Annotated in this window: 22 protein-coding genes and 1 other annotated feature; of the genes, 9 read left to right on the forward strand and 13 right to left on the reverse strand. The window is 46.8% G+C overall.

Annotated elements, in window-relative coordinates:
• Nucleotides 1-106 precede the first annotated feature (106 nt).
• Nucleotides 107-1,024, forward strand: a complete 918-nt coding sequence (gene trhO, locus KNP94_RS07555) for an oxygen-dependent tRNA uridine(34) hydroxylase TrhO (protein WP_088838140.1) — start codon at nucleotides 107-109, stop codon at nucleotides 1,022-1,024.
• Between the two features lie 109 nt (nucleotides 1,025-1,133).
• Here the strand turns inward: trhO and KNP94_RS07560 are convergent, their stop codons facing one another.
• Entirely contained in the window at nucleotides 1,134-1,910 is a 777-nt protein-coding gene (locus KNP94_RS07560) for an alpha/beta hydrolase (protein ID WP_215115514.1), read from the reverse strand.
• Nucleotides 1,911-1,925: 15 nt separating this feature from the next.
• Nucleotides 1,926-3,602 (reverse strand): GGDEF domain-containing protein, encoded by a 1,677-nt coding sequence (locus tag KNP94_RS07565; RefSeq protein WP_215115515.1) that lies wholly within the window; start codon nucleotides 3,600-3,602, stop codon nucleotides 1,926-1,928.
• A 129-nt stretch (nucleotides 3,603-3,731) separates the two neighbouring features.
• Nucleotides 3,732-3,952: a binding site (T-box leader), on the forward strand.
• 56 nt (nucleotides 3,953-4,008) lie between these two features.
• Between KNP94_RS07565 and argS the strand changes: the two genes are divergently transcribed.
• A complete protein-coding gene (argS, locus tag KNP94_RS07570; protein WP_215115516.1) occupies nucleotides 4,009-5,691 on the forward strand; it encodes an arginine--tRNA ligase in 1,683 nt (560 codons plus the stop codon).
• Nucleotides 5,692-5,720: 29 nt separating this feature from the next.
• Nucleotides 5,721-6,326 (forward strand): hypothetical protein, encoded by a 606-nt coding sequence (locus KNP94_RS07575; RefSeq protein ID WP_088838133.1) that lies wholly within the window; start codon nucleotides 5,721-5,723, stop codon nucleotides 6,324-6,326.
• Between the two features lie 64 nt (nucleotides 6,327-6,390).
• Here the strand turns inward: KNP94_RS07575 and KNP94_RS07580 are convergent, their stop codons facing one another.
• The 3 genes from KNP94_RS07580 to KNP94_RS07590 all read right to left on the reverse strand — a co-directional run bounded on the left by KNP94_RS07580 (nucleotide 6,391) and on the right by KNP94_RS07590 (nucleotide 8,429).
• Nucleotides 6,391-6,984, reverse strand: coding sequence for a metallophosphoesterase family protein (locus KNP94_RS07580; RefSeq protein WP_215115517.1), 594 nt, complete (start codon nucleotides 6,982-6,984; stop codon nucleotides 6,391-6,393).
• A 63-nt stretch (nucleotides 6,985-7,047) separates the two neighbouring features.
• Entirely contained in the window at nucleotides 7,048-7,458 is a 411-nt protein-coding gene (locus tag KNP94_RS07585) for a carboxymuconolactone decarboxylase family protein (RefSeq protein ID WP_088838130.1), read from the reverse strand.
• An 86-nt stretch (nucleotides 7,459-7,544) separates the two neighbouring features.
• Nucleotides 7,545-8,429: a LysR family transcriptional regulator gene (locus KNP94_RS07590; protein ID WP_214766398.1), complete on the reverse strand. Its 885-nt coding sequence runs from the start codon at nucleotides 8,427-8,429 to the stop codon at nucleotides 7,545-7,547.
• Between the two features lie 115 nt (nucleotides 8,430-8,544).
• Between KNP94_RS07590 and KNP94_RS07595 the strand changes: the two genes are divergently transcribed.
• Nucleotides 8,545-9,327 (forward strand): 3-hydroxybutyrate dehydrogenase, encoded by a 783-nt coding sequence (locus KNP94_RS07595; RefSeq protein WP_214845948.1) that lies wholly within the window; start codon nucleotides 8,545-8,547, stop codon nucleotides 9,325-9,327.
• A 48-nt stretch (nucleotides 9,328-9,375) separates the two neighbouring features.
• On the opposite strand, the gene KNP94_RS07600 is transcribed toward KNP94_RS07595, so the two are convergent.
• Entirely contained in the window at nucleotides 9,376-9,870 is a 495-nt protein-coding gene (locus KNP94_RS07600) for a YajQ family cyclic di-GMP-binding protein (RefSeq protein WP_029331969.1), read from the reverse strand.
• 106 nt (nucleotides 9,871-9,976) lie between these two features.
• On the opposite strand from KNP94_RS07600, the gene pulA reads away from it, so the two are divergent.
• Together pulA and KNP94_RS07610 are read left to right on the forward strand one after the other, a co-directional pair.
• The gene (gene pulA, locus KNP94_RS07605) at nucleotides 9,977-11,986 is read left to right on the forward strand and encodes a type I pullulanase (RefSeq protein ID WP_215115518.1); all 2,010 of its coding nucleotides are present in this window, start codon (nucleotides 9,977-9,979) and stop codon (nucleotides 11,984-11,986) included.
• 137 nt (nucleotides 11,987-12,123) lie between these two features.
• A complete protein-coding gene (locus KNP94_RS07610; protein WP_029331967.1) occupies nucleotides 12,124-12,606 on the forward strand; it encodes a hypothetical protein in 483 nt (160 codons plus the stop codon).
• A gap of 63 nt (nucleotides 12,607-12,669) precedes the next feature.
• Here KNP94_RS07610 and KNP94_RS07615 read toward each other — a convergent pair whose 3' ends face one another.
• Complete coding sequence (locus tag KNP94_RS07615; protein WP_088838124.1) at nucleotides 12,670-12,843, reverse strand: YycC family protein; 174 nt, start codon at nucleotides 12,841-12,843, stop codon at nucleotides 12,670-12,672.
• Nucleotides 12,844-12,951: 108 nt separating this feature from the next.
• On the opposite strand from KNP94_RS07615, the gene KNP94_RS07620 reads away from it, so the two are divergent.
• From KNP94_RS07620 to KNP94_RS07630, 3 genes are all read left to right on the forward strand, one after another.
• Nucleotides 12,952-13,752, forward strand: coding sequence for a hypothetical protein (locus tag KNP94_RS07620; protein ID WP_214766404.1), 801 nt, complete (start codon nucleotides 12,952-12,954; stop codon nucleotides 13,750-13,752).
• A 68-nt stretch (nucleotides 13,753-13,820) separates the two neighbouring features.
• A complete protein-coding gene (locus KNP94_RS07625) occupies nucleotides 13,821-15,929 on the forward strand; it encodes an MMPL family transporter (RefSeq protein ID WP_214810987.1) in 2,109 nt (702 codons plus the stop codon).
• A gap of 101 nt (nucleotides 15,930-16,030) precedes the next feature.
• Nucleotides 16,031-17,146, forward strand: coding sequence for an NADH-dependent flavin oxidoreductase (locus tag KNP94_RS07630; protein ID WP_214810984.1), 1,116 nt, complete (start codon nucleotides 16,031-16,033; stop codon nucleotides 17,144-17,146).
• A 160-nt stretch (nucleotides 17,147-17,306) separates the two neighbouring features.
• Here KNP94_RS07630 and KNP94_RS07635 read toward each other — a convergent pair whose 3' ends face one another.
• From KNP94_RS07635 to KNP94_RS07660, 6 genes are all read right to left on the reverse strand, one after another.
• A complete protein-coding gene (locus KNP94_RS07635) occupies nucleotides 17,307-17,882 on the reverse strand; it encodes a 3'-5' exonuclease (protein ID WP_214766410.1) in 576 nt (191 codons plus the stop codon).
• Nucleotides 17,883-18,009: 127 nt separating this feature from the next.
• Complete coding sequence (locus tag KNP94_RS07640; RefSeq protein WP_215115519.1) at nucleotides 18,010-19,398, reverse strand: MATE family efflux transporter; 1,389 nt, start codon at nucleotides 19,396-19,398, stop codon at nucleotides 18,010-18,012.
• Between the two features lie 171 nt (nucleotides 19,399-19,569).
• Nucleotides 19,570-20,658 (reverse strand): site-2 protease family protein, encoded by a 1,089-nt coding sequence (locus KNP94_RS07645; RefSeq protein ID WP_215115520.1) that lies wholly within the window; start codon nucleotides 20,656-20,658, stop codon nucleotides 19,570-19,572.
• Between the two features lie 99 nt (nucleotides 20,659-20,757).
• Nucleotides 20,758-21,309 (reverse strand): maltose acetyltransferase domain-containing protein, encoded by a 552-nt coding sequence (locus KNP94_RS07650; RefSeq protein WP_371816012.1) that lies wholly within the window; start codon nucleotides 21,307-21,309, stop codon nucleotides 20,758-20,760.
• 123 nt (nucleotides 21,310-21,432) lie between these two features.
• Nucleotides 21,433-22,317 carry an SDR family oxidoreductase gene (locus tag KNP94_RS07655; protein ID WP_215115521.1) on the reverse strand — a complete coding sequence of 295 codons (885 nt, stop codon included), beginning with the start codon at nucleotides 22,315-22,317 and terminating at the stop codon, nucleotides 21,433-21,435.
• Between the two features lie 227 nt (nucleotides 22,318-22,544).
• Nucleotides 22,545-23,897, reverse strand: coding sequence for an FAD-dependent oxidoreductase (locus tag KNP94_RS07660; protein WP_215115522.1), 1,353 nt, complete (start codon nucleotides 23,895-23,897; stop codon nucleotides 22,545-22,547).
• Between the last annotated feature and the right edge of the window lie 231 nt (nucleotides 23,898-24,128).

The following is a 24,128-nucleotide window of genomic DNA, read 5'->3' on the forward strand; positions in this document are numbered from 1 at the left end:
AAATGGGTGCGTTTTGCAGGCGTTCCCAGCTAGCTATTAGCTATGACGCTTCGTTCGCCAACGTTCGTTTTACTGCAAAAAACTGACATGGGGGCCAATGAGGATTATGAAACCTTATCGCGTACTATTATTTTATAAGTATGTTCCGATTGAAAATGCGGAACAAGTAACAAAAGAGCACCTGGCATACTGCAAGGAACTTGGAATCAAAGGAAGAATCTTGATTGCACCAGAAGGCATCAACGGAACACTTTCTGGAACGGTCGAACAAACAGAACAGTACATGCAAGATTTACTAGCGGATCCGCGCTTTAGCGACATTGAATTTAAAATCGATGAAGTCGAAGAGCATACCTTCAAAAAAATCTTCGTGCGTTACAAAAAAGAGCTCGTCACATGGCGTTTTGAAGATGAGTTTAATGTCCCGAAAGAAAATGCAGCCTATCTTGAGCCTGCTGAGTGGAAAGAGATGATGCAAAATGAAGACGTCGTCATCTTAGACGTCCGAAACAACTACGAATACGATCTCGGTCATTTCAAGAATGCCGTCAAGGTCGACGTTGCGGCGTCACGTGAATTTCCACAGTGGCTCGATGAAAATGAGCATTTGTTCGAAGGGAAAAAAGTCTTGACGTATTGTACGGGTGGCGTACGTTGTGAGAAGTTCACGGCTTATTTCCGTAAACGTCAAAACAGCGACGACATCTTCCATCTGAAAGGTGGCGTCGTCATGTACGGAAAAGATGAAGTCACGCGTGGAGAAGACTGGGAAGGGGAGCTGTACGTGTTCGATGAACGCGTTCAAGTACCTGTCAATGAAGTCAATCCGACTGTCGTATCCGAGTGTTACTACTGTGGTAAGGCAGAAACACGTTATGTTAATTGTGCGAACCCGGAATGTAATCGTCAGCATTTCTGCTGTGAAGAATGTGAACCAAAAGTGATGCGTTCATGTTCCGACGAATGCCGGGAACACCCGCGGAATCGTTATGAAAAAGAACTGACTGAAGAGCTCGTGAAATAAGATGAAAAAGGATGATGTGTGCTCGTTAGAGCGTACATCATCCTTTTTAGGTTGTACCACTGAAAAAGACGTGTCACGCAGATGATTCAAATGCGTTAACACTTAATTCTTATGAAAAGAGAAATCGGAGCACGTCCGGCATACGTTTCGCCCACGCTGTCTCATGGTGAATACCGTCTGCGATGACGGTGTATCGCATCTGCTCGACTTTTTGACGTACTGCCGCCGAGATGACATCATTCGTGTGCAAATAATCTTCTTCCGTCATCGGACCGCTGACTTCTTTTGTCCCGATATCCATGTAGCAACGGTGCGCGTCAGACAGTGGGAGACTTCGCTCGATGAATTCAAGTAAAGAAGAGAAGTTCGCCCATCCGGCTGTCGATAAGGCGGCGGCACGCGTGATCACTTCCGGATAAGCAAATAGGCCATATAAGGAAATCACGCCGCCCATCGAGCTGCCAATCATCGTTGTATCAGTCGGAATCGTCGCATAGTGCGAATCGATGTACGGTTTCAAGTCATAAATAATCCATTCCATATAAGCTTTCCCGTTTCCGCCGATCGTCGTCCGGTGTGACGGATATGCGGTTCGCATCAATAACGCGTCATCCGTCCAAGGCGCATATTCATCGTACCGGTCCATCGGGTCATCCGGGCTATCGATGGCGACGATCATTGCCTGTAGACCGACTTCATGGAGGGCGAGATGAACATCCCACCCTTTACCGAAGGAAGCACTCGCACCACTGAAGACATTTTGTCCGTCATGCATATAGATGACGGGTAATGCAACATCCGTCGCGACCTCAGGGGGACGATAAATCCGTAATGTCCGCCGTTGTTGACTCATCGGAAGCGATAACTCGATTTCAGTAATAGACACGTTAAACACAACCTTTCAAAGATTAGCGTAGTGGGCTGTACAATTTCGACCATTGTGTTTTCCGCCGACATACAGTGCGTGATCTGCCTGACGTAATGATTCTTCAAATGTGCGTTGGTAAGGATGTTCTACTGTATCGACGCCAAGACTGACGGTAATAGAGAGAGGGTGATCGTCGACAATGAAGGGGCGATCGAGAACGGCGTGACGAATTTCTTCAGCAATGGAGATTGCTTGGTCTTGTAAGCAATCCGCAATCAAAACAACGAATTCCTCCCCCCCATAACGTGCCGCGAAGACGGAATCGTTTCGGTGGATGACGTATTTAATCCGTCTTCCGAGCTCACGTAAGACGAGATCCCCGACTTTATGTCCGTACGTATCATTGACGTATTTAAAGTGGTCGATATCAAACAGGATGATCGACAGCGGAAAGTGTTCGGAAGCAAACTGGCGTGCCCCCTCTTCATAAAAAGCACGACTGTTCGGGAGATCTGTCAAGGCATCCGTCCGGCTTTCGGCATACAATTGAAAGTTTTCTTGGGAACGCTCGAGTACGCGGCAAAATGTTCGAAGCAGGCGAGAAATTTCATCCGCTTTTGCTTCATCATAAGCATCAGCGATTTGATGAAATAAAACGATTGAGACATCGACTTCTCCACTTGTGATGGAAGGAATCGCGAGCATCGAATGCCGATCGACGGGAAGCGAGAGTTGGATATCATTTCCCCAGTCGAACCGAAGGCCATAGAGAATCGGAGTCCGCAGATCATTCGCCGATAGCGTATGAAATAAAGGTAAGACATCAACTGTCTTTTTTGTCCGAATGTCATAGATGATTTGTTTTCGTTGCTGCTGAATAGAAAGCCAGCCGTCGGAGAAATCAATCAGATGAGGTAAATCAATCAGTAAGGATTCAATCGCTTCCCGTTCAAAGCGTGAAACGAGCAACCGTTCCTTCGCATCGTCGAACCGTTTAGCGTTGTGTGTAGCTTGTAAGGATGCGCCACGCTGTTGTAGGAGTTGCTTGAATAAGAATAAAATTAAAGTCGAGACAGTCGCAGCAACTAACGGGTTTTCATCATAAAACCAAATCCCGAGAAGCGCGCTTAAAATACTGATTCCGTAAACGAGTGTCTGAAGTCGGATGAGGCGGGTCCAGTCATACCTTAAGTTTAAGAAACGATTGACGAATCGGCATTGAAGATAGGAAATAAGAAAGACACCCACCAGATAACCGACAAACGGGATAAGTGATTCGGTATAAGTAAAGCCCGGGCCGGTCGGACCTCCAAGTAGCAAGTAAGCGGAGGCGGGAACTGAGATATAGACGATGTCGAATAAGACGTTGACGGGGTACAGGTAGATGAATCGTTTTATACGAATTTCTTTTTTATGCGAAAATAATTGGAAAATCAGGACACCGAGTTGACTCAAAATGACGGCAATCAATAAACCGTAATTAAGAAAAATGAATAAAATAATACCTTCTTGAAATGTATAATAAATCCCACCACGGCGGATGTTATCGAATTGGAAGAGTAGGACTAAAATGAGAAGATAACTTGCATTTCCAAGCGATATCGCTGGGTTCATATGGACGGGAAAGGCAAGCGATGCAAGAAACAGTAAAACAACAATAAGTGCTAAAGTGATCCAGCTCATACGTGCTACTTTTCGATAGTAAACCATAGCGGAATAGACCCCTCTCTGTGGCGATCCTTCTGTATCTATACCCGATTTGTGGAAATTATGATAAGTGATTTACAAAAAAATAAGGTTGAGAGAAATCGAGTCATTGCGTATAATGTGAAAGATATCAAATCGTCGATGACGAAGAAAGTAACGGTTTTATCTTGTCAGCCAGCGAATCAGGAAACGGTGGAAGCCTGAATGGACAAAGAAATCGTGAAACGCACTTCAGAGACGCTATCCGAATCGTAACGATCAGGCGTAGCCGGGGGAACCCCGTTATCCCCAATTAAGGTGGGTGTCGAAAACGACACCAAGAAGAGTGGTACCGCGGTCATTCCGTCTCTTTGCGAGTTGCGCAAAGGGCGTTTTTTATTGGAAAAAATAAACTGTTGGAGGTAATACAATGAGCTACAAACAACAATATGCTGAAGTTTTACAAGGAGTCATCGGAGACGCATTGACACTTGAACAAATTGAGCAACTGATTGAACAACCGAAACATGAAGACCACGGAGATCTCGCATTCCCTTGCTTCTTGTTGGCGAAAGCATTCCGCAAAGCACCCAACATGATTGCAGTAGATGTCGCTGAAAAAATCGATAATCCACTCTTTGCGAACGTTCAACCAGTCGGACCATACGTCAACGTCTTCTTGAACCGTGAGGTCGTCTCGCAAGAAATCGTCAATCGTGTCTTAAACGAAAAAGCGGACTACGGATCAAGTGAGTCGAATGGGAAGACGATTGTCACCGACTTCTCTTCACCAAACATCGCAAAACCGTTCTCGATGGGACATTTGCGTTCGACGGTCATCGGAAATGCGTTGAACCAAATTTCACGTAAAAAAGGATATGACGTCGTTGGAATCAACCACTTAGGTGATTGGGGCACGCAGTTTGGTAAATTGATGGTGGCTTACAACATGTGGGGTAAAGAAGAAGATGTCCGGGCTGAGCCAATCAAAGAACTATTGAAACTCTATGTCCGGTTCCATGAAGAAGCAGAAAGTAAGCCGGAACTTGAAGATGAAGGTCGGGCCTGGTTCAAAAAACTCGAGCAAGGTGACGAACAGGCAACCGTTCTTTGGAAATGGTTCCGTGAAGTCTCACTCGTCGAATTCAGCCGTGTTTATGACATGCTTGGTGTACAGTTCGACAGCCTGAACGGAGAAGCCTTCTATAATGACAAAATGCAGCATGTCATTGACTTATTAGAAGAAAAAGAACTGCTCGTCGAGTCTGAAGGCGCGATGGTCGTTGATCTTGAAGCAGAAGGTATGCCGCCCGCGCTGATCAAGAAAAAAGATGGCGCGACGCTTTACGCGACACGCGACTTGGCAGCGGCTGTCTATCGCCTCGAAACGTATCGTTTCGAACAAGCATTTTATGTCGTCGGCGGAGAACAAGCGCTCCATTTCAAACAGTTGTTTGCAGTTTTGAAAAAGCTTGGTTTTGATAATGTTGACGGCATGCACCATGTACCATTCGGGCTTATCATGAAAGATGGCAAAAAGATGTCGACGCGTAAAGGGCGGATCGTCTTGCTTGAAGAAGTCCTTCAAGATGCAATCAACGTCGCAAAACAAAATATCGCCGAGAAAAATCCGAACCTTGCGAATGCCGACCAAACAGCACAACAAGTCGGCGTCGGCGCAGTCATCTTCCATGACCTTAAAAATGAACGCATGAACAATATCGAGTTCGATCTCGAGCAGATGTTGAAATTCGAAGGGGAGACGGGTCCATACGTCCAGTACACAAATGCCCGTGCCAACTCGTTACTCCGTAAAGGCGGCTATGATGGTGCAGCCTTCGACGGAAGTGCTGACGATTATGCCTGGGGGGTCGTCTCGATGCTTAACCAATTCTCGGCAGTCATTGACCGGGCGTTCGTGCGTCGTGAACCATCCATCATCAGCCGTTATGTCCTCGATCTCGCGCAAAGCTTTAATAGATATTATGGTCAAGTACGTGTCCTTGAAGAGGATGCGGCAAAACAATCTCGCCTTGCACTCGTGAAATCGGTTACGATTGTATTGACGGAAGGTCTACGCCTCCTAGGTGTCGGCGCTCCAGAAGAAATGTAATAAAATCAAATTAAAGATGGGGTTAGCATATGAATAAAGAAACAAACGAACGGTTGCAGCAGGCAGCAGAACGAATCAAGAACGAAGACATGAAAGAAGCGATTGCGTTCATCGCTGATTTTCACGGGAGAGTGGCAACGTGGTTGCCTGGAGAGTCTGTTGACTTCATCTTTGATGTCGTGACAGCACCAGGTGCCGATTTAATCGCACCTGTTAGTGGAGATGCACTCGAAACGAAAGTGAACTTCGAATTTTTCATGGGTAAAAAACAAACGCGTAAAAAATTAGGTGAACTTTTAGCGCTTTGGAAAGCACCACGTTCGAAGGAAACACTCAGTGAAATCGATGCGATTGGTCTTAAAAAATGGTTGGCCCGGAATGAATTCCGGTCGGAAGACAAGCCATGGGACTATCTCAACCGTCTCCACGTCTTATTGTTCCTCGATTCGATGACAACAGTCATCGATGATCATCAATTGACGACGTTATACGAACAACTTGTCGGCAAAACACCGGTCCCGACAAGCTTCGTCCGTCGTCAAGGAGAAGTACGTCGTGTCGTCGATAAATTCGTCGAGAAACATGAATTAACGCAGGTCGATTTAGTGAAAGCTTCACTCGTCCGTTACCTGTAATCAGAAAAGACCCTCGGATGAAAGCATGGAGATGACTCCAGCTTTTAACCCGAGGGTCTTTTTATCATGCTTGGTGGTAGACGATGGATTCTTCCTGTGTGTCGTAGAGCAACCATTCTCGCTCGACGAGAACAGGACCGACATTGACAGCATACCGTTCTTGTTTGATGGAAATCGGAACGTCCAGTTGCGTCGACAACCGGCGTCCGTCGCGAAACAAACCACGTTGATGACTATGACCGAAAAACAATAGTCGTTGTTCGAATTGGGAGGTGTTCGGTATTAACGTATAACTCCACTCGAACTGATCACCGTGTAAAAACAGGACATCGTGACCCACTTGCTTTGTCCGGGGGACCGACCGGAGTCGGTCAAGCAGTCCGGATACGCCGGTTGGGACGATTGAAAAAATCCGTTCTTCTTGGTTCCCGAGTAATGTTTCGAAATCAAGTAGCGCAACATAGTCGAAATCAAGCGTCACGACATCAGAGATGGACTCAAAAATATGACGACGCGCTCTCTTTTTGCCGATATGGCACTCATAGACGTCGCCGAGCGAAAAAATCGTCGCTTGTGGAGCACGTTTACGGATATCCTGTAGCACGGCGCGCGTATCTGAAAATGAACTATGCAAATCGGCAATCAGTGCATATTGCATCTAGCATCTCTCCCTTGTAATAGGATTATACCCTGCCAGATGCATCGTTCATCCTCCGTTCGCTTAGTCCGTTTCGACAGTGATACCACGTTCTGCGAAAACAGTTTTTGCGACTTCAAGGGCATTTAAGACACGCGGGAAACCTGTATAGGGCACGAGGTGCATGATGGCTTCGACGATTTCATTTCCTGAGAGACCGGCTGTTAACCCCGTGTTGATGTGTAAGGCAAGTTGCGGTTCTGTTCCTTGTGTGACGAGCGTCGAGATTGTGACGAGTGCACGGTCACGGTTCCCGAGTCCAGTGCGACTATACACTTCACCGTAAGCAAAATCTGTAATCCATTCGCCGACGGCAGGTGCGATGTCTTTTAATGACTCTGAGATTTTATCATGTGTGGATTGAGCTGAATTCGCATCTGTGAACTCACTTAATTTTTTGAGACCGACTTCGTGACGTGTTTCATGCGTTGACATAGTAAATAACTTCCTTTCTGAAGTAACGATACATCCCATCATAACGAAAGAAAAACCATGCTACAAATACATGGTTTTTATACATATCATTCTTTTTGTGAATAAGAATCTTGGACGAAACGAATCCACTCCCGTGTGACATACGACTGATAACGTCCGGTCGGGACAGCGACACCTAATTGCCAGGGTACGCGAGTTTCTAACGGAACTGTTTTGACCCCGTTGACTTGAATCCGGTTTGCGAGCGAACGGGGGAGAAGTGTCACGGCATTTTCTTCTGCGACGAGCAGACAAAGGAAATCCCACTGCGAACTGACATGTGTGACAGTCGGTTCAAAACCAGCCGTTCGGCAGGCGTTTAAAACGACGTTATGGAGAGAGAAGGTTTCATTAAACAAAACGAACGGCATCTGTGAAACTTCTTCTAACGCGATGGAAGCGCGTGAAGCGAGCGGATGGTGTTCCGGTAAAAAAAGGTGCAGCTCTTCTTCCATAAAGGGGTAAACGGTTAAGTTTTCATCTGCAGGAAAGACGGTCGCAATTAAATCGACGTCACCCGCGACGATGGCTTTCTCTAAGGCGTGACCGCCGGCCTCGACGATGTCGATTGTTACCATCGGGTACTGTTCTGAAAATTGATGCAACAGACGGGGGAAAAAGAGTGAACCGATTAACGGAGGAAGGCCAATCCGGATGGTTCCTTTTGTTAAGTGCATTACGTCATAGAGATGAGAGGGGAGATCAGAAAGTTGACGTAAGATTTTTTCACCTTCAAGAAGGAGTGTTTCACCAGCGTCTGTCAAAACGATTTGCCGTTTACTGCGATCAAATAGTGCAATATCGAGTTCTTCTTCAAGACTGCGGACCATCTTACTTAAAGTCGGTTGCGTGACATGAAGATAATCGGCAGCACGCGTGAAACTTTTAAACCGGGCGACTTCAGTAAAATATTCGAGTTGTCGAAAATCCATCGTATTTCCTCCTATTCCTAATGGTTATATATAGCATAATAAGGATTCATTTTTATTATTGTTTTTGCAAGCGTACAGTAAAAGAAGTGAAACCGTAAAGAAGGAGTAGATGGAAATGAAACAACTCGAAGGAAAAGTAGCGTTAATTACTGGAGCAGCTAGTGGAATCGGTCTTGAAATCGCTGAAGAATTTGCGCAAGAAGGCGCTAAGGTCGTGATTGTCGACTTGCAGGAGCAGGCAGCGAAAAATGCAGCAGAAGCACTGACGGATAAAGGATTTGACGCTTTTGCGGTCGCGGGTGACGTAACGAGTGAAGCGGCGATTAAAACAAGTATCGAACAGACGATGGCACATTACGGAAAAATTGATATCGTCATCAATAACGCCGGCATGCAACACGTCTCACCCATCGAAGACTTCTCGACAGAGACGTTTGATTTGATGCAAAGTATCATGTTACGGGCACCATTCCTCTATACGAAATACGTGTTCCCGATCATGAAAAAACAAGGATTCGGACGGATTCTTAACATGTCATCCATTAATGGTTTGATTGGCTTTGCCGGGAAAGCTGCATACAACAGTGCGAAACATGGCGTGATTGGCTTAACGAAAGTAGCAGCACTTGAAGGTGCGACATCCGGTATTACGGTCAATGCGATTTGCCCGGGTTACGTCGATACGCCACTCGTCCAAAAACAATTGTCTTCACTCGCTGAAACGCGGAACGTACCACTTGAGTCTGTCTTAGAAGAAGTCATCTACCCGCTCGTCCCACAACAGCGTTTGTTGCAAGTGAAAGAAATCGCAGATTATGCAATTTTCTTATCAAGTGATAAAGCAGCTGGCGTGACAGGTCAAGCCGTCGTCCTTGATGGTGGATATACAGCGCAATGAGCATAAGTAAATCCCTTCCTCCGACTTGGAGAAAGGGATTTTTGCTGCTTAACGGAAATTGATGAACTGGACGTCGACAGATAATGGTAACTCACGGACGATCTGCATGACTTGTTGCAAGTCATCACGCGATTTAGCCGTGACACGGATTTGGTCATCTTGAATTTGCGTTTTGACTTTTAATTTGGATTCTTTGACGGCATTGTTGATTTTTTTCGCATCATCACGGTCGATTCCGCTCTTTAGGATGACACGTTGACGGACTGTGTTCCCGGCTGCCTGTTCGACTTTTTCATACTGTAAGTTCTTTGTCGGGACTTCGCGTTTAATCAACTTCGTCGTCAAGACGTCTTTGACTTGATCGAGTTTAAAGTCGTCATCCGAGATGAGGATTAAATCCTCTTTCTCAAGTTTCATGTCACTCTTCGAACCTTTAAAATCAAAGCGGTTCGTAATTTCCTTCAGTGCGACTTGCATCGCGTTTTTGACTTCCTCGATGTTGATTTGTGACACGATATCAAATGAATTATCTTTTGCTGCCATATGGCATCTCCCCTTTCGTTCTATTCTCTATTTTAGAGAGGAACAGCGGAAGCGTCCACCACTTTGAAATTTTGTTATAATGAATACCATGAAATGAAAGGGGTGCATGGCTTTGAAACAAACAGCAGATATGTTGACGCTCACGCCAAAGGAGATGGATGAGCGTTATGCCTATAGAGGAATGGACTTGGGTGCGACTTTTGAAGAGACGACGATTCGTGTTCGATTGTGGGCACCGACGGCGGAACGTGTGGTCATCCGTCTGTACCGGACGCTGCGTGCAAGAAAAGTAGAGGAAGTCGAACTGTCAGCCGCTGAACGGGGGACATTCGTCGCAGAACTCGATCGTGCTGTGTATGAAGGTTATTTTTATACATTTCAAGCCATCGTCGACGGTCAGAAAGTCGAAGCGGTCGACCCTTATGCAAAAGCAGTCGGAACGAACGGAAAGCGTGGTGCATTAATCGATCCGTCCAACGTACAACCGGACCGTTGGATTGAGGAGCGACCGATGTTCCATTCGTCACAAGATGCTGTCATTTATGAGTTGCACGTTCGCGACGCGACAAGTCATCCGGCGAGTGGTGTGGTCGAACGAGGTACGTTCCGCGGATTGACGGAAGCAGGTACGCGGACGAAAAATGGTGGATTGACGGGACTCGACTACTTAGCTGATTTAGGTGTGACGCACGTCCAATTACTTCCTATCTATGATTTCGGTTCGGTCAACGAAGCAGCACCAAACGATCCGGATAATTACAATTGGGGATACGATCCGGTCAATTTCTTTGCACCGGAAGGTTCCTATTCATCAAACGCAGATGATCCGAAAGCACGCATCCGTGAGCTCAAAGAATTGGTCCAGGCACTGCATGACCGTGGAATCCGAGTCATCATGGATGTCGTCTTCAACCATACCTATGAAGCAGAAAAGGTTCCGCTTGGTCAGTTCGTTCCGGGTTACTTTTACCGTCAAGCGGCAGACGGAACGCTTTCGAATGGTAGTTTCTGTGGCAATGACACAGCTTCTGAGCGTTTCATGATGCGGAAATTCATCATCGATTGCGTGACGTACTGGGCAAAAGAGTATCATCTCGACGGATTCCGGTTCGACTTGATGGGACTCCACGATATCGAAACGATGAACCAAGTTCGTCATGCACTCGATCGAATCGACCCGTCGATTTTAATCATCGGTGAAGGCTGGGATCTTGATACACCGTTACCGCTCGACCAAAAAGCGAACTATTTCAATGCCCCGCAGATGCCGGGGATTGCACACTTTAATAACGGCTTGCGTGACGGGTTAAAAGGAGATGTCCAAACACCGGAGAACCGCGGCTTTATCAGTGGGGCGTTCGATCGGACGAATGAAGTCAAGCGCGGGATTGCCGGGAACGTTTCATCGCAAGGCTTTGCGGATGAGCCGAACCAAGTCGTCTCCTATATCGAAGCGCATGACGACTTAACAGTTTGGGACAAGCTCTCTGTCTCACGCCCGGAGGATACGGATGAAGTACGACGTAAGCGTCAAATGCTTGCCAATGCGATCATTTTGACGGGACAAGGGATTCCGTTCCTCCACGCGGGTCAAGAGTTCTTCCGGACGAAGGATGGGATTCGTGATAGTTTCAATGCGGGAGAAGTCGTGAATCGGCTTGATTATGAACGGGCAGAGACATTCAGTTCTTCCGTTGAATATGTCAAAGGGTTGATAGCGATGCGTCGTCAATATCCGATGTTCCGCCTTGAAAATACAGCGATGATTCGCAAACATCTCCGCTTCCTAGAAGAAGGGGAAGGCATCATTGCATATGAGCTGAAGCGGACGTATGAAGGTTACGTCGAGCGGCAACGCGTCTATCATAATGCGACAGATGAAGACGTAACGATTGAATTGCCAAGTGGTGAGTTCGAAGTGCTTGTCGAAAACGGGGCAGTCAAAATTCATGCGCCTCGTCTGCACGAGGAACGGGAATTATTGATTCCGGCACTGACAACGACCGTAGTGGCCGAGCGAAAAGCAGACTATAAAAAGTATGCGGTCGCGGGTGGCGCGGCATTGACGATCATCGGTCTCTTATATGCAGCAAACAAACGTCGAAAAAAAGAGTAACCTAGTATGGCAGTCGCGTTGCGGCTGTCATCTTTTCGTATTAATTCTTTTTAGATAATCCAGTTTTAATTCATCTGATGCGGGAAAATAGATTAAGTAGTATTTAGAGGATTAGTTTTCTGAAAGGGAGCGTCAGCATGTTTGGATTTGATGATATCTGGAAATTTTTCTTATCGTTTTTTCTGTTATTACCGATTGTGACATTAATTCATGAAATGGGGCATTATTTCTTCGCACGATTGTTCGGAGGAAATATGGAGATCAATATTGGGTCAGGCAAGTCATTGGTACGTGTCGGACCGATTCGTTTGAATCGAATTTACTTTTGGGATGGCTGGTGCCAGTATGAGGCACTCCGGCATGAAAATAAATTTACGAACATCATGGTGTACTTGGGTGGTTCGTTAGCGAACGTTGCAGGTATTTTAATCGTCAACGGATTGATTTATGCCGGAGTGTTCGAAGCATCGATCTTTACGTATCAGTTCGCTTATTTCTCCTTCTACTTTGTTTTCTTTTCACTCTTTCCGATTGATCATCCGAATGGATATCCGAGTGATGGGAAAGCAATTGTCAATGTCTTTCGGTACGGCAAGTCGGAGTATAATCCGCAAGCGTAAAAAAAGAGGCCTAGCGCCTCTTTTTTTCGTACGGATTGGAGTGCTGCTTGTCAGAAGTGGAGCTCAGTTTGTCTCCTCATCACTTGATTCAGTTGCAGCATCCGCTTGTTCGCTCTCGAGTTCGACTAACTTTTGGATTAAGATGTGACGCGGCATATGCATCAATTGTTCGAGTGGTACATTCAGACGCTTCGCGAGCTCGACTGCCGTATCAGCAGAAAGTTGTAATGGTTTCATGAAAGATCCTCCTTTTGATGATTGGTTCTAGTATACAAGACATACAACGCGAGCGCATCGACAGTAGCTAGAAATCAAGAAGGTTGATACCGTAGGAGGTAGGAAGTGATGTATATGTATAAACCAGCGGCTGAGCTGTTGCTCCATGAATCGGTATCGTTATTTGAACGAGTAGGAGAGGAATTCGTCTTGTTTCGAGAGCAAGGAGGATTTACGAAATGCGATGCGGATTTAAAAATAGTTTGGGAAACAGCCTGTGCTTATGTTCCATTCACGTGGTACCTCGAACCGAATGGAAGTCGTGCGTTCATCGTCTTCGAAGAAACGATTGTCTTCGGATTACTTGATTTAAAGAATGGTCAGATAACATATATGAATCGCCCGGATATCTGGGCGGATGCTTGGTTTAGTAACCTGTATGAGTGGAGTGGCAATCAACTGTTCTTATACGCAGCGGAAACGGATATCGTCCGCTTTGATTTGATGACGGAAGCAGGAACTTTTTCAGACTATGACGAAGCCCCTTTATTAGGGCGCATCGTCGAGCGTGGATACAATGAACAATTGACGTTCGAACGATTTATTGCGCCGGCGACGATCATCTCGTACGATCCCGATCAGACGCGATACGTCATTTGGGACGCGGTCAAGCAAGAAGAACAAGTCATCCCGTTTTCGGACTATGAAGAATATTCACTCGTCGATAGTCAGAAACAATTGTTTTCTGTCACGGATGCGACACGATTTTACCTCTATGAGGACAAACAATTAAAGTTTAAATTTGAAGGGTGTCAGTCGTCCGTATTGTTAAAAAGTCTGTTGCTTGACGAACAGGCAAGACGACTAGCAATCGTTTCGACGTCACCGAATTTCGGAAACACGTGGGTTCAAATTTTTCACAAGACGTAAACACATCCTTTGTCGGTCGTACGAAGGATGTTTTTGCTGTCTAAGTAGAAAAAAGGAGGAGTCGACAGATGGAACGTCTTGGTCAGAAGATTGTTCGTTTTCGAAAAAGCATCAGTCTCGTCTGGTTGATTGCACTGATTGTCCTTGGGTATTTCGCCCTTCAGTTACCCGATCAATTGAAAGGGAACGGCTTCACCCGTGATGGGGAATTTCAACAAGTGGAGCAGGTGTTAGAACAAGAATTTAAGCAAGACCCCCATCAAATCATCGTCTTGTTTGAAGGGGATGAACAAACGATTCGCAAAGAAATGACGCGGCATGTCACGTTGTTTCGTGACATCAAAGGAGTCGGACAGGTCGTTGGACCAACCGAAAATCCACAAGCGATTCGGGACGGCAAAGGATATCTTACGGTCGGGACACCGGACATCGAACGGACATGGGCAAAAGCCATCGAAAACAAGCTGGATGTTCCGAGTGATGTAACTGTCCGTCTAACTGGAGAACCACTGATCGTCGACGACTTGAACACGGCCTCGAAAAACGATTTGGTTCGTGCTGAATTGATTGGTGTTCCAGCGGCTTTACTTGTCTTACTTATCGTCTTCGGGACGCCCTTGGCAGCTGTCTTACCGCTCATCATGGGACTCGTTACGTTCATCTTCGGTGCCGGGATTCTCTATTTTGTCGCGGGACAACAAGAGTTATCGATTTTCGTTCTAAACGCCGTCGCGATGATCTCACTCGCGCTCGGAATCGATTTTTCACTGCTTTACGTCAATCGTTTTCGAGAGGAACAGGGCAAAGGGTATTCGATTGCGCGGGCAGCAGAAGTCTCTGTCGCGACAGCCGGTCGTTCGATTTTATTTTCTGGGATTTGCGTCTTTGTCGGGCTCGCTGGTCTGTTAGTCATCGATGTCGACGTCTTTCAAGCGGTCGCAATCGGGACACTCGTCTCGGTACTTGGCGCGGTCATTAGTGCCATCACGTTATTACCCGCCTTGCTCGCACTGTTCGGTGCAGGATTAGAAAAAGGACGGATTTTTAAGTCGGGCTCGGATCGTGGTGAACGACGCTGGCGGAATCTGGCGCGCTTCGTCATGAAGCGTCCTGTGGCGATTACGGTATTTTCATTGATATTACTCGTCCCGTGCTTGATTCCATTGCGTGATATTGAGTTGAACATTCCGCAAGCGAGTGCCCTGCCGGAAGATTATGCATCAAGGCTTGCTTTTGAGTCATGGGAAAAAACGTTTGGGGATGACGGGACCGACGCAGTCGTGTTAGTCGAGGGAGACTTTTCGTCTGAAGCAGGACTCAGTCGTCTCGAGGACGCGACACGACAGTTTCAAACAGATAGCGGTGTGAAAGAAGTAATTTCCGGCGCGACCTTAGCCGAGCAGAACGGACTCGATTTGCAGCAAGCCGTTCAAATCGAGCAGGCGAAACAACAGTTGACCCCTTGGATTGCGTTTGACGCGGACGTCGCCCGGGTGAACGTCAATTTAGCCGGTGACCCCGGTGATCAAGCCTCGCAGGACTGGGTCAGGAAAGTCCGGGAAATGGGCTTTACGATTGGTGGTCCTGCCGCATTCAATCAAGAAATCTACGATGAGATTTATGACAAGATGCCGCTTGCGCTCAGTGTCGTGTTACTCGCGACGTTCTTGATTTTATTGATTGCGTTTCGCTCGATCTTAATTCCGATTAAAGCGATTTTGATGAACTTACTCAGTCTCGGTGCGACATTCGGATTGCTCGTCATTTTATTTGAATCAGGACTCGTTTTTCCGGCAGAAACGATTGGCATTTTGACGCCGGTCTTTATCTTCTCGCTCGTATTCGGTTTATCGATGGACTATGAAGTGTTTTTAGTTTCACGGATGGAAGAATACTATGACGAGACGGGTGACAATGACGTGGCGACGGAAATGGGGCTTGCGAAAACAAGTAAAATCATCACATCGGCTGCCTTGATCATGATTGTCGTCACGGGAGCGTTTGCCTTCACGGGTGTCAGCCCGATTAAGCAACTCGGTGTCGGGATTGCGCTCGCGATCTTCATCGATGCGACGATTGTTCGGATGCTGTTAGTTCCAGCCTTGATGAAGTTATTCGGACACTGGAACTGGTGGTGGCCGGGCGGTCGACGGAAACGCCAAATGAAGCTCCACTAAACAAGCGAGCAGATTGGCTAGGCACATCATTAGGTATTTTGAAAAGTCCGAGCGTATACTGACGATATTCAAGTTAAGATTTCAGAGGAGGATATGTTTCAATGGCTAATGAAAAGATGTTTGATACGTTTACACTTCCAAACGGAGTGACATTGAAAAACCGCGTCATGATGGCGCCGATGACCAACTATGCGGCAGAAGAGAATGGTGAAGTTTCGGAAGCGGAACTCGCTTATTATGCAGCACGTTCAGGTGGCGTCGGTGCAGTCATCACAGCTTGTGCCAACGTCACAGCGGATGGACAAGGTTTCCCGAATGAATTCGGCGCAGAGCGTGATGAACTCATTCCAAGCTTAAAACGTCTTGCAACAACAATCCAAGACAAAGGCGCAAAAGCGATTCTTCAAATTTTCCATGCAGGCCGGATGGCACCACCAGAACTCGTCGGCGGGCAGACGGTCAGCGCGAGTGCTGTAGCGCCAGAACGTGAAGGTGCCATGACACCACGTGCACTCGAAGCAGAAGAAGTCGAAGCCATCATCGAAGCATTCGGTCAAGCGACGCGTCGTGCGATGGAAGCTGGATTTGATGGTGTTGAAATTCATGGTGCAAATACGTACCTGATTCAACAATTCGTCTCACCACACTCAAACCGTCGTGATGACAAATGGGGTGGCAGCCTTGAAAAACGTTTGGCATTCCCACTTGCTGTCGTCGATGCAGTCGAAGCGGTCGCAAAACAAGACCCATCGTTCATCGTCGGATATCGCTTCTCACCAGAAGAAATCGAAAACCCGGGGATTACACTAGAAGACACAATGCAGCTCGTTGATGTACTCGCTAAAAAAGACTTAGACTACCTGCACGTCTCCGTCATGGACTTCTTTGCTGGTTCGATTCGTGATGAAAACGAAACACGTTCACCAATCACACTCGTTCAAGAGCGTGTGGGACAACAAGTTCCAGTCATCGGTGTCGGATCACTCCACACACCAGAAGAAGTCGAGCGTGCCTTGACAGAAGTGCCACTCGTCGCACTCGGTCGTGAATTAATCATGGAACCGAACTGGGTCGAAAAAGTCGAAGCAGGAGACGTCGCGTCGATTCGGACAGAACTTGATCCAACAACACAAGCAGAACTCGTGATGCCAGATGCACTGTGGCAAGGAATTATTAGCCGTCCAGGCTGGTTCCCGATTAAACAAACAACAAACTAAACAACGCGCTTAAAAAAAGGAGGCTTCGACGATTTAGTCGAGTCCTCCTTTTAGCATGCAGACGTTTTAAAGCGCGTTCCGTCGTGGATTGCTTCCAAAGGGAAAAGCAACCATGAGCGTCATCTTATTTTATCCGAACAAATCGCCTATGAAATAAGAATTAATAAGCGACTTGTCCCATTCGTACACCACAAAATTCGTGGAGGGTGACGGGATGGTCAAGATTTGTCCGGTCGAGCATATCGTTTAGCAACAATGCGCAAATGTAGGCATCTTCCTTTGCATCGTGGTGTTTAAACGATACACCTAAAAACTCGGCCATCGTGTTCAATTTATGATTCGGCAGCCACGGATAAAGTTTACGGGATAGCTTGACGGTGCAGCCATATCGAAATGCGGGGATTTGATACAAGTCATACTTTTGAATTGCTTTTTGCAGAGCACCCATGTCAAATGCTGCATTGTGTGCAACAATCAGTTCGGCACCGGCAATCAAATCATATAAGCCGTGTTGTTCCATCGCTTCCGGTAAAGCAGGTTCGTTCCAAACGTCACTCGGACGGATGCCATGGACCCGAATATTTCCGGCATCGAATTCTTCTTCTGGATTGATCAAGACTTGATTACTCGTAACGACCTGACCGTTCGCGAGGACAGACCAACCGAATGCACAAATACTGCGACTGTTTCGATTCGCTGTTTCAAAGTCGATGGCTAATGTATAGGGTTGTACCATAATCATCACTCCTTTTCTTAGAGCATACCGTATTCAGACTTAGAATGCATGTTCGTATTTCGGCCCAAGCATCTTTTTTCCTCAAGAAACCCGCTCACATGACATGTGAACGGGACGGCGATGATAATTATTTAGCTTGAACGGCTTCAGGTGCTGGGTCTGTATATTCTTGGGGCTTAAAGAGCATGACCCGGTCGCGATAAGCAAAGACACTCGCAGTCAGGACTGCCATCAAGTCAGCAATCGGAAAGGCGAACCAGACACCGCTGACGCCGAAGAACATCGGTAAAATCAACACGAGTGGAATCGTGTAAAGTGTTTGACGTGATAAAGAAAGGAAAAGCGCGACACGGGCTTTCGCGAGTGATTGATACATGCCGTTAATGATCATCTGAATCCCATAGACAAACGAGACGGCGAAAAGAATCCGCATCGCGGTCGAACCATCATCGAGCAGTGCGGTATCATTCGTGAACATTCCGACCCAGAAGCGTGGGAAGAGTTGAATCAATAACCAAAGTGTAATCGATAATGACAGACCGTACCGCATCGCAAGTTTGATGGCGAGCGACATGCGGTCGAATTGTTTCGAACCAAAGTTGTAGCCGACGATCGGCTGCATCCCTTGGACGATTCCCATGATCGGCATCCCGACGAGCGCCATGAATTTGTTGATGACGGCGAAGGTCGCAAGTTCCGTCGTCCCCCCGTATCGGACGAGCATATGGTTGACGGTGATGAACAAAACGGATTGGGAGACTTGCATGATGAAGGACGACGAACCGATTTGCGACATCCGGACAACGAGCTTTGGTTCAAAACGGAAGGCTTCACGGTCTAATAGGAGACTTGTCTTTTTCTGTTTCGTAAAGAAGAATCGGAAAATCAAGATGGAACCGACGATTTGAGCGACGACGGTCCCGAGTGCCGCTCCTTTAATGCCCCAATCGAATCCGAAGATGAACAAAGGGGTCAGAATCGTATTAATGGCGACAGTTGTCAACATGACACGCATTTGGTAGTTCGCGCGTCCTTCCGCCCGTAACATCGCACTTGATGCCATCGTCAACATGAAGAATGGGGAACCGAACAGCAAAACACGCAAGAAATCGATGCTGTATGGCATGATTTCATCGGTTGCTCCAAAGACACGCAACAATGGCTCGACGAAGATGAAGGCGGAGACGATGGCGAGCATACTGACGACGAGCACGACCATCAAGACATTCGCATATGCGCGACTGGCTCCGATTAAATTTTTTTGACCGAGTCGTTGGGAGGCAATCGCGGCGCCGCCGATTCCAAGTGAATTAGCAATCGCCATCAAAACGAGTTGGACGGGAAACGCGATTCCGACGGCAGCGACAGCAATCGTCCCAATTCCTTGGGCGACAAAAATCGTATCGACGATGTTATAGAGCGCAGTGACGAGCATACCAATCATCGCCGGGAGCGATAATCCAATCAATAATTTATTAATGGGTGCATCTCCCAGTTGGGCAGTATTCTTATTCATCGGTAGGAGAGCCTCCTTTAAGGTAAGTACGTTGGCTTTTACTCAGACTAGTCGCTTGGGTCGGCAGATGCAAGAAATCACTCCAGGCAATGTGCAAAGAGGAACTGTTCGACGAATCGGTATGAAAACAAAAACACTCCGGCAACAGTACAGTGACGGAGTGTTTGCGCGTTAAGAGGAGGGTAACGGTAAATAGCCTTTTGAGTATTCGAAAGCGAGGAAGAGAATCGCTCCGAGTGCCAAATAGGCAACTAACGTAATCGCTTGTTGTTTTTTCGGCATCTGGTGGTACTCAACCGATTTTTCCGCTTCAAGCAACGGTTCGATGCGTTGGTCGAGTCGACGCAGCAAGGCATCGTAATCATTCGCCGAATCATATTGATAGCGTAAGAGTTCATCAGCAGCTGGTTTTGCTTCTTCCGGACTTGCACTCCGCAGACTTTGCAAGTCATGGCGTAAAGTCCAAGCAATCGGATCATAGCTCGTTGTAGCGGAGACTGTAGTCTCACCTGAGTCGAGTTGATCGCTCTCAGCCGGTTCAGCGATTGGCTGTTGTTCCTGTTCCGCTTTTGCTTGTAAAACACGGTTGCGGGCTGCCCGGTACAACATCAGGACGGATTGATTGTCTTCGTATTGTTTCGCAAAACGGTACCGTTTCCAGACGGCACTGCCGCCGAGGAAAGCGATCAACAATAAGATGATGCTGAAATGGGTGAGACCGTAGGCAATCAGGGCAGCGAGTCCTGCAATCCAGACGACGATCGGCAGACCAGCTAAAATCCGTCCGCCATCGAGCGGACTGACCGGGAGTAAATTGAATAGATTGAGCAGGGCACCTAAGTGGAAGATAACGAGCCAAAAATCATTTCCTGTCACGGCATATCCAATCAAAAGCGGGATAAGGGAGAGCAGTCCGGCGAGCGGACCCCCGTAGGCTAAGATTGCTTCTTGTTTCGGCGTTCGGAATGTATCTTTGATCCCGATGACGGCCCCCATGAACGGAACGAAAATCGCTGGTCCCGTCTTAAAACCCAGGCGTTTTGCAGCAGCTAAATGTCCCATCTCATGAATGAACAATAGGTAAAGCAAACCAACACCAAACCAAACACCAAAAATTTGGGCATAAAAGAGAAGCGAAATACCGAACGAAATCAGCGTTCCTCCGAACTTCGAAAATTTTAAGAGTGCAAGGACGACCTTTCCTTTCGAGAGCAAAAATGCTCCGGCGACGGCAAGGCCTCCCCAACGTTTTTTATCCATCATGAATTCCTTCTTCCATAAATATGACGTTCTGTCTCTAGTGTACGCCAAATTAAGAAAAAAAGTTTCATTTGCCGCCGGTTCAGTCTGTTTCCCATATCAAATCGTTTTGAGGATCTTAGCAGGGTTTCCACCCACGACCGTATTCGCAGGGACATCTTTAACGACGACGCTCCCGGAAGCGATGACCGCATTATCGCCAATCGTCACACCGGGATTAATGACAGCTCGTCCGCCGATCCAGACGTTATCCCCGATGACGACGGGTTTGCCGAATTCATACCCACTATTTCGTTCGACAGGATCTAACGGATGCGTCGCTGTATAGATGTGGACGCCCGGAGCAAGCATACAGTTGTCACCGATCGTAATCGGGCAAATGTCGAGCAGCACACAATCGTAATTGGCATAAAACCGGGCACCAAGCGTGATGTTGTAGCCATAATCACATTTAAAAGACGGTTCGATGTAAAAATCCGTTTGTTCCGTCCGGAAAAGTTGTTGCAGGAGAGATTTTCGGTCGGGCAGCTCTTCGATGCTCAGTTGGTTGAATCGATGACAAAGCATCTGCGCCCGTTTCCGGTCCGCCACGAGCTCCGCATCCCCGGCTAAGTACAACTGACCTTGAATCATCTTTTCTTTTTCTGTCACATGAATCATCTCCTAACGGTATGTATATCTTCATTAGACTAAATCGGACGGGGAGAAGCAACTGATACCAAAAAAAGCGGTTTTGATGTCGCCATCAAAACCGCTTTTTACTCTGGCATTCAATTAAGCAAGTTCAATTCCGCCTGTCACACCATAAATTTGTGCCGTGACATAACTGGCATCGTCAGACGCGAGGAAGACATAGACGCTCGAAAGTTCGACCGGTTGACCACTTCGTTTGAGTGGTGTTTCTTGTCCGAATTCCGGAATGTTTTCGCTCGGTTGACCACCTGAGATTTGAAGTGGTGTCCAAATTGGACCCGGTGCGACCGAATTAACGCGGATGCCTTTTGGCGCAATTTGTTTCGCGAGGCCGCGTGTGAATCCATTGATGGCAAATTTCGTTGAGGCGTAATCAAGTAAGTTCTCACTCGGATTGTATCCTTGAACAGAAGTTGTCGTGATGATCGAAGCGCCTTCTTTTAGAAGTGGGAGAGCGGCTTTAATGACCCAAAACAGCGAGAAGACATTAATTTCATATGTTTTCCGGAGTTGTTCTGTTGACAGATCCATGATGTCCTCGACAGCTTGTTGTTTTCCGGCGACGAGTGCAAGGATGTCGAGTCCGCCAAGTGAATCATGTGCCTCTTTGACAAGTTGCTGACAGAACGATTCGTCACTTAAATCACCTGCGAGTAAGTACGCTTTTTGACCAGCTGCTTCGACAAGTGCTTTTACTTCTTCTGCATCTTGTTGTTCTTCCGGGAGATAGTTCAGGAAGACATCTGCTCCTTCACGGGCATAAGCAATCGCAGCAGCACGTCCGATTCCTGAATCACCGCCTGTAATCAACGCTTTCTTACCTTTTAGTTTACCTGAACCTTTGTAGCTTTCTTCTCCGCAATCCGGAAGGGGTTCCATTTTTGCCTGGACAGCCGGTGGCTCCTGATACTGTTTTGGGAAATCATCGTTGAAGTGTTGTGTAAGTGGATTTTTAGACTGTGACATGAACTGATTCCTCCTAGGTAGTGGTTTGATTTGCATAAGAAGTATGTTCCCTGTCATTTCACGTTTAAACGTCAACTTATTAACCAAGTGAAGTTTTTATTAGAGCGAAAAGGCTGCTCGATAAGGCTATAGCAACAAATAACTGAATGCGAACGAAGAGCGAATAAAAAAATCGGAGTCCACAGGTGTGAACTCCGATTTTTACTAAAGATAAGGTGGATGAGCGATCAGACGCGTTCTGCTGTCAGCTCTTTCATCCCTTGTAGAGCTGCTTGATTCAGTAAGTTCCACGGTTTGTTGTAGTGCGGTTGGAAGAAGAAGTCGACGAAGGCCAGTTCTTCAAGCGTCATTTCATTTTGAATCGCGACCGATAACGTATTCATCGCTTGCGTCAAATCGACCTTCGAAATAATTTGGGCCCCGACGACGCGATGAGAGTTTTGTTCAAAAACAAGTTTGAGTTGGACGTCTTCTGCAGTCGGCATAAATTCAGGTCGATACGTATCTGTGACGGTCGTACTCATGACTTCTAGTCCAAAGAATGGAGCAGCATCTTCCGTGACGCCGGTCGACGCGATATTTAAGTCATATAACCGGAGACCGGACGTCCCTTGCGTCCCTTGGTAACGAATCGTCGGGGCAAGTAAGTTTTTCCCGACGAGCGTTCCCATACGGACGGCGTTCGTCGCGAGTGGAATATAGGCATGTGTCCGGGCCGGATTGTAGTAGACGGCACAGCTGTCACCGGCAGCAAAGATATTCGGATTACTCGTCCGCATATAGTCGTCGACGATGATGGCACCGTTCGGTAACATATCGATTTGTCCTTTTAAAAGCTCCGTACTCGGACGGAAACCGACACAAAGAATGACGAGATCGGTCTCGAACGTTCCTTTGTCCGTGACGACTTGTGTGACGTTTCCGTCTACGCCGGTAAAGCTTTGAACAGTCTGGTTCAACTCGAGCTGAATGCCGCGATCTGTCAATTCACTTTCAATGATATCCGTGAATGAACGATCGAGGTATTTATTTAAAATCCGGTCGGCACTGTCGATGAACGTCACTTCTTTGCCGTATGCTTCAAACGCTTCAACGAGTTCAGCACCGATGTAGCCGGCACCGACAACTGTAATCCGCTCGGCATCCGTTGCTTTTTTGATGATGGTTTGAGCATGGTGGTAGTTTTTACAAAGTTCGATTTGATTCAGTTCAATGCCCGGTAACATCGGAATGATTGGCCATGAACCTGTTGTCATGATTAATTTGTCGTACGTATCGTGAACGGTTTCACCCGTCAGAAGATTTTTCGCAAGAATCGTTTGGTTCGTACTATCGATTTCAAGGACATCATGTTTCAAGCGCATCGTTGCTCCGAGGTCAGCCAGCTCGTCAGGTGAAGAGTAGAAGAGTGACTCGGCATGCTCAACGACACCACCGACGTGAAGGGCAATCCCGCAAGAGAGAAATGAGACGTTATCGTTTCGTTCATAGACTGTGATTTCAAGGTTTTCGTTCGTTGCCGTAAGCTCTTTGACTGCTGCTGTTCCTGCATGTGTACAACCGATGACTGCTACTTTCATGAGTAAAGTCCCCTTTTTGTTTAATTGTGATATTAATCACATTCGATTTGATAACCTTAGTGTAATACTTCACAATGTCGGTTTCAAGTAGTTTGTTCATAATTGAGCATAGTTTTGTCTGAATTGTGAATTTGTGAACAAAGAGGTAATGACTTATAACGTTTTTGTTAAAAGTCCGTAAAAATGTTTTAGTTTCTGAAGTTCGGGTTATAATAAGATGGAGAACTAAAT

The sequence above is a fragment of the Exiguobacterium sp. s80 genome (assembly GCF_018618725.1).
Lineage (GTDB): Bacteria > Bacillota > Bacilli > Exiguobacteriales > Exiguobacteriaceae > Exiguobacterium_A > Exiguobacterium_A oxidotolerans.

What these genes read in the sequence shown, in the direction of transcription:
- KNP94_RS07565 (WP_215115515.1), bottom strand. Translation starts at nt 3,602, where the DNA reads ATGGTTTACTATCGAAAAGTAGCACGTATGAGCTGGATCACTTTAGCA.
- KNP94_RS07640 (WP_215115519.1), bottom strand. Translation starts at nt 19,398, where the DNA reads ATGAATAAGAATACTGCCCAACTGGGAGATGCACCCATTAATAAATTA.
- KNP94_RS07655 (WP_215115521.1), bottom strand. Translation starts at nt 22,317, where the DNA reads ATGTCACAGTCTAAAAATCCACTTACACAACACTTCAACGATGATTTC.
- trhO (WP_088838140.1), top strand. Translation starts at nt 107, where the DNA reads ATGAAACCTTATCGCGTACTATTATTTTATAAGTATGTTCCGATTGAA.
- KNP94_RS07580 (WP_215115517.1), bottom strand. Translation starts at nt 6,984, where the DNA reads ATGCAATATGCACTGATTGCCGATTTGCATAGTTCATTTTCAGATACG.
- KNP94_RS07575 (WP_088838133.1), top strand. Translation starts at nt 5,721, where the DNA reads ATGAATAAAGAAACAAACGAACGGTTGCAGCAGGCAGCAGAACGAATC.
- KNP94_RS07645 (WP_215115520.1), bottom strand. Translation starts at nt 20,658, where the DNA reads ATGGATAAAAAACGTTGGGGAGGCCTTGCCGTCGCCGGAGCATTTTTG.
- KNP94_RS07635 (WP_214766410.1), bottom strand. Translation starts at nt 17,882, where the DNA reads ATGGTACAACCCTATACATTAGCCATCGACTTTGAAACAGCGAATCGA.
- KNP94_RS07590 (WP_214766398.1), bottom strand. Translation starts at nt 8,429, where the DNA reads ATGGATTTTCGACAACTCGAATATTTTACTGAAGTCGCCCGGTTTAAA.
- KNP94_RS07620 (WP_214766404.1), top strand. Translation starts at nt 12,952, where the DNA reads ATGTATATGTATAAACCAGCGGCTGAGCTGTTGCTCCATGAATCGGTA.
- KNP94_RS07630 (WP_214810984.1), top strand. Translation starts at nt 16,031, where the DNA reads ATGGCTAATGAAAAGATGTTTGATACGTTTACACTTCCAAACGGAGTG.
- pulA (WP_215115518.1), top strand. Translation starts at nt 9,977, where the DNA reads ATGGCTTTGAAACAAACAGCAGATATGTTGACGCTCACGCCAAAGGAG.
- KNP94_RS07585 (WP_088838130.1), bottom strand. Translation starts at nt 7,458, where the DNA reads ATGTCAACGCATGAAACACGTCACGAAGTCGGTCTCAAAAAATTAAGT.
- argS (WP_215115516.1), top strand. Translation starts at nt 4,009, where the DNA reads ATGAGCTACAAACAACAATATGCTGAAGTTTTACAAGGAGTCATCGGA.
- KNP94_RS07600 (WP_029331969.1), bottom strand. Translation starts at nt 9,870, where the DNA reads ATGGCAGCAAAAGATAATTCATTTGATATCGTGTCACAAATCAACATC.
- KNP94_RS07615 (WP_088838124.1), bottom strand. Translation starts at nt 12,843, where the DNA reads ATGAAACCATTACAACTTTCTGCTGATACGGCAGTCGAGCTCGCGAAG.
- KNP94_RS07625 (WP_214810987.1), top strand. Translation starts at nt 13,821, where the DNA reads ATGGAACGTCTTGGTCAGAAGATTGTTCGTTTTCGAAAAAGCATCAGT.
- KNP94_RS07610 (WP_029331967.1), top strand. Translation starts at nt 12,124, where the DNA reads ATGTTTGGATTTGATGATATCTGGAAATTTTTCTTATCGTTTTTTCTG.
- KNP94_RS07660 (WP_215115522.1), bottom strand. Translation starts at nt 23,897, where the DNA reads ATGAAAGTAGCAGTCATCGGTTGTACACATGCAGGAACAGCAGCAGTC.
- KNP94_RS07595 (WP_214845948.1), top strand. Translation starts at nt 8,545, where the DNA reads ATGAAACAACTCGAAGGAAAAGTAGCGTTAATTACTGGAGCAGCTAGT.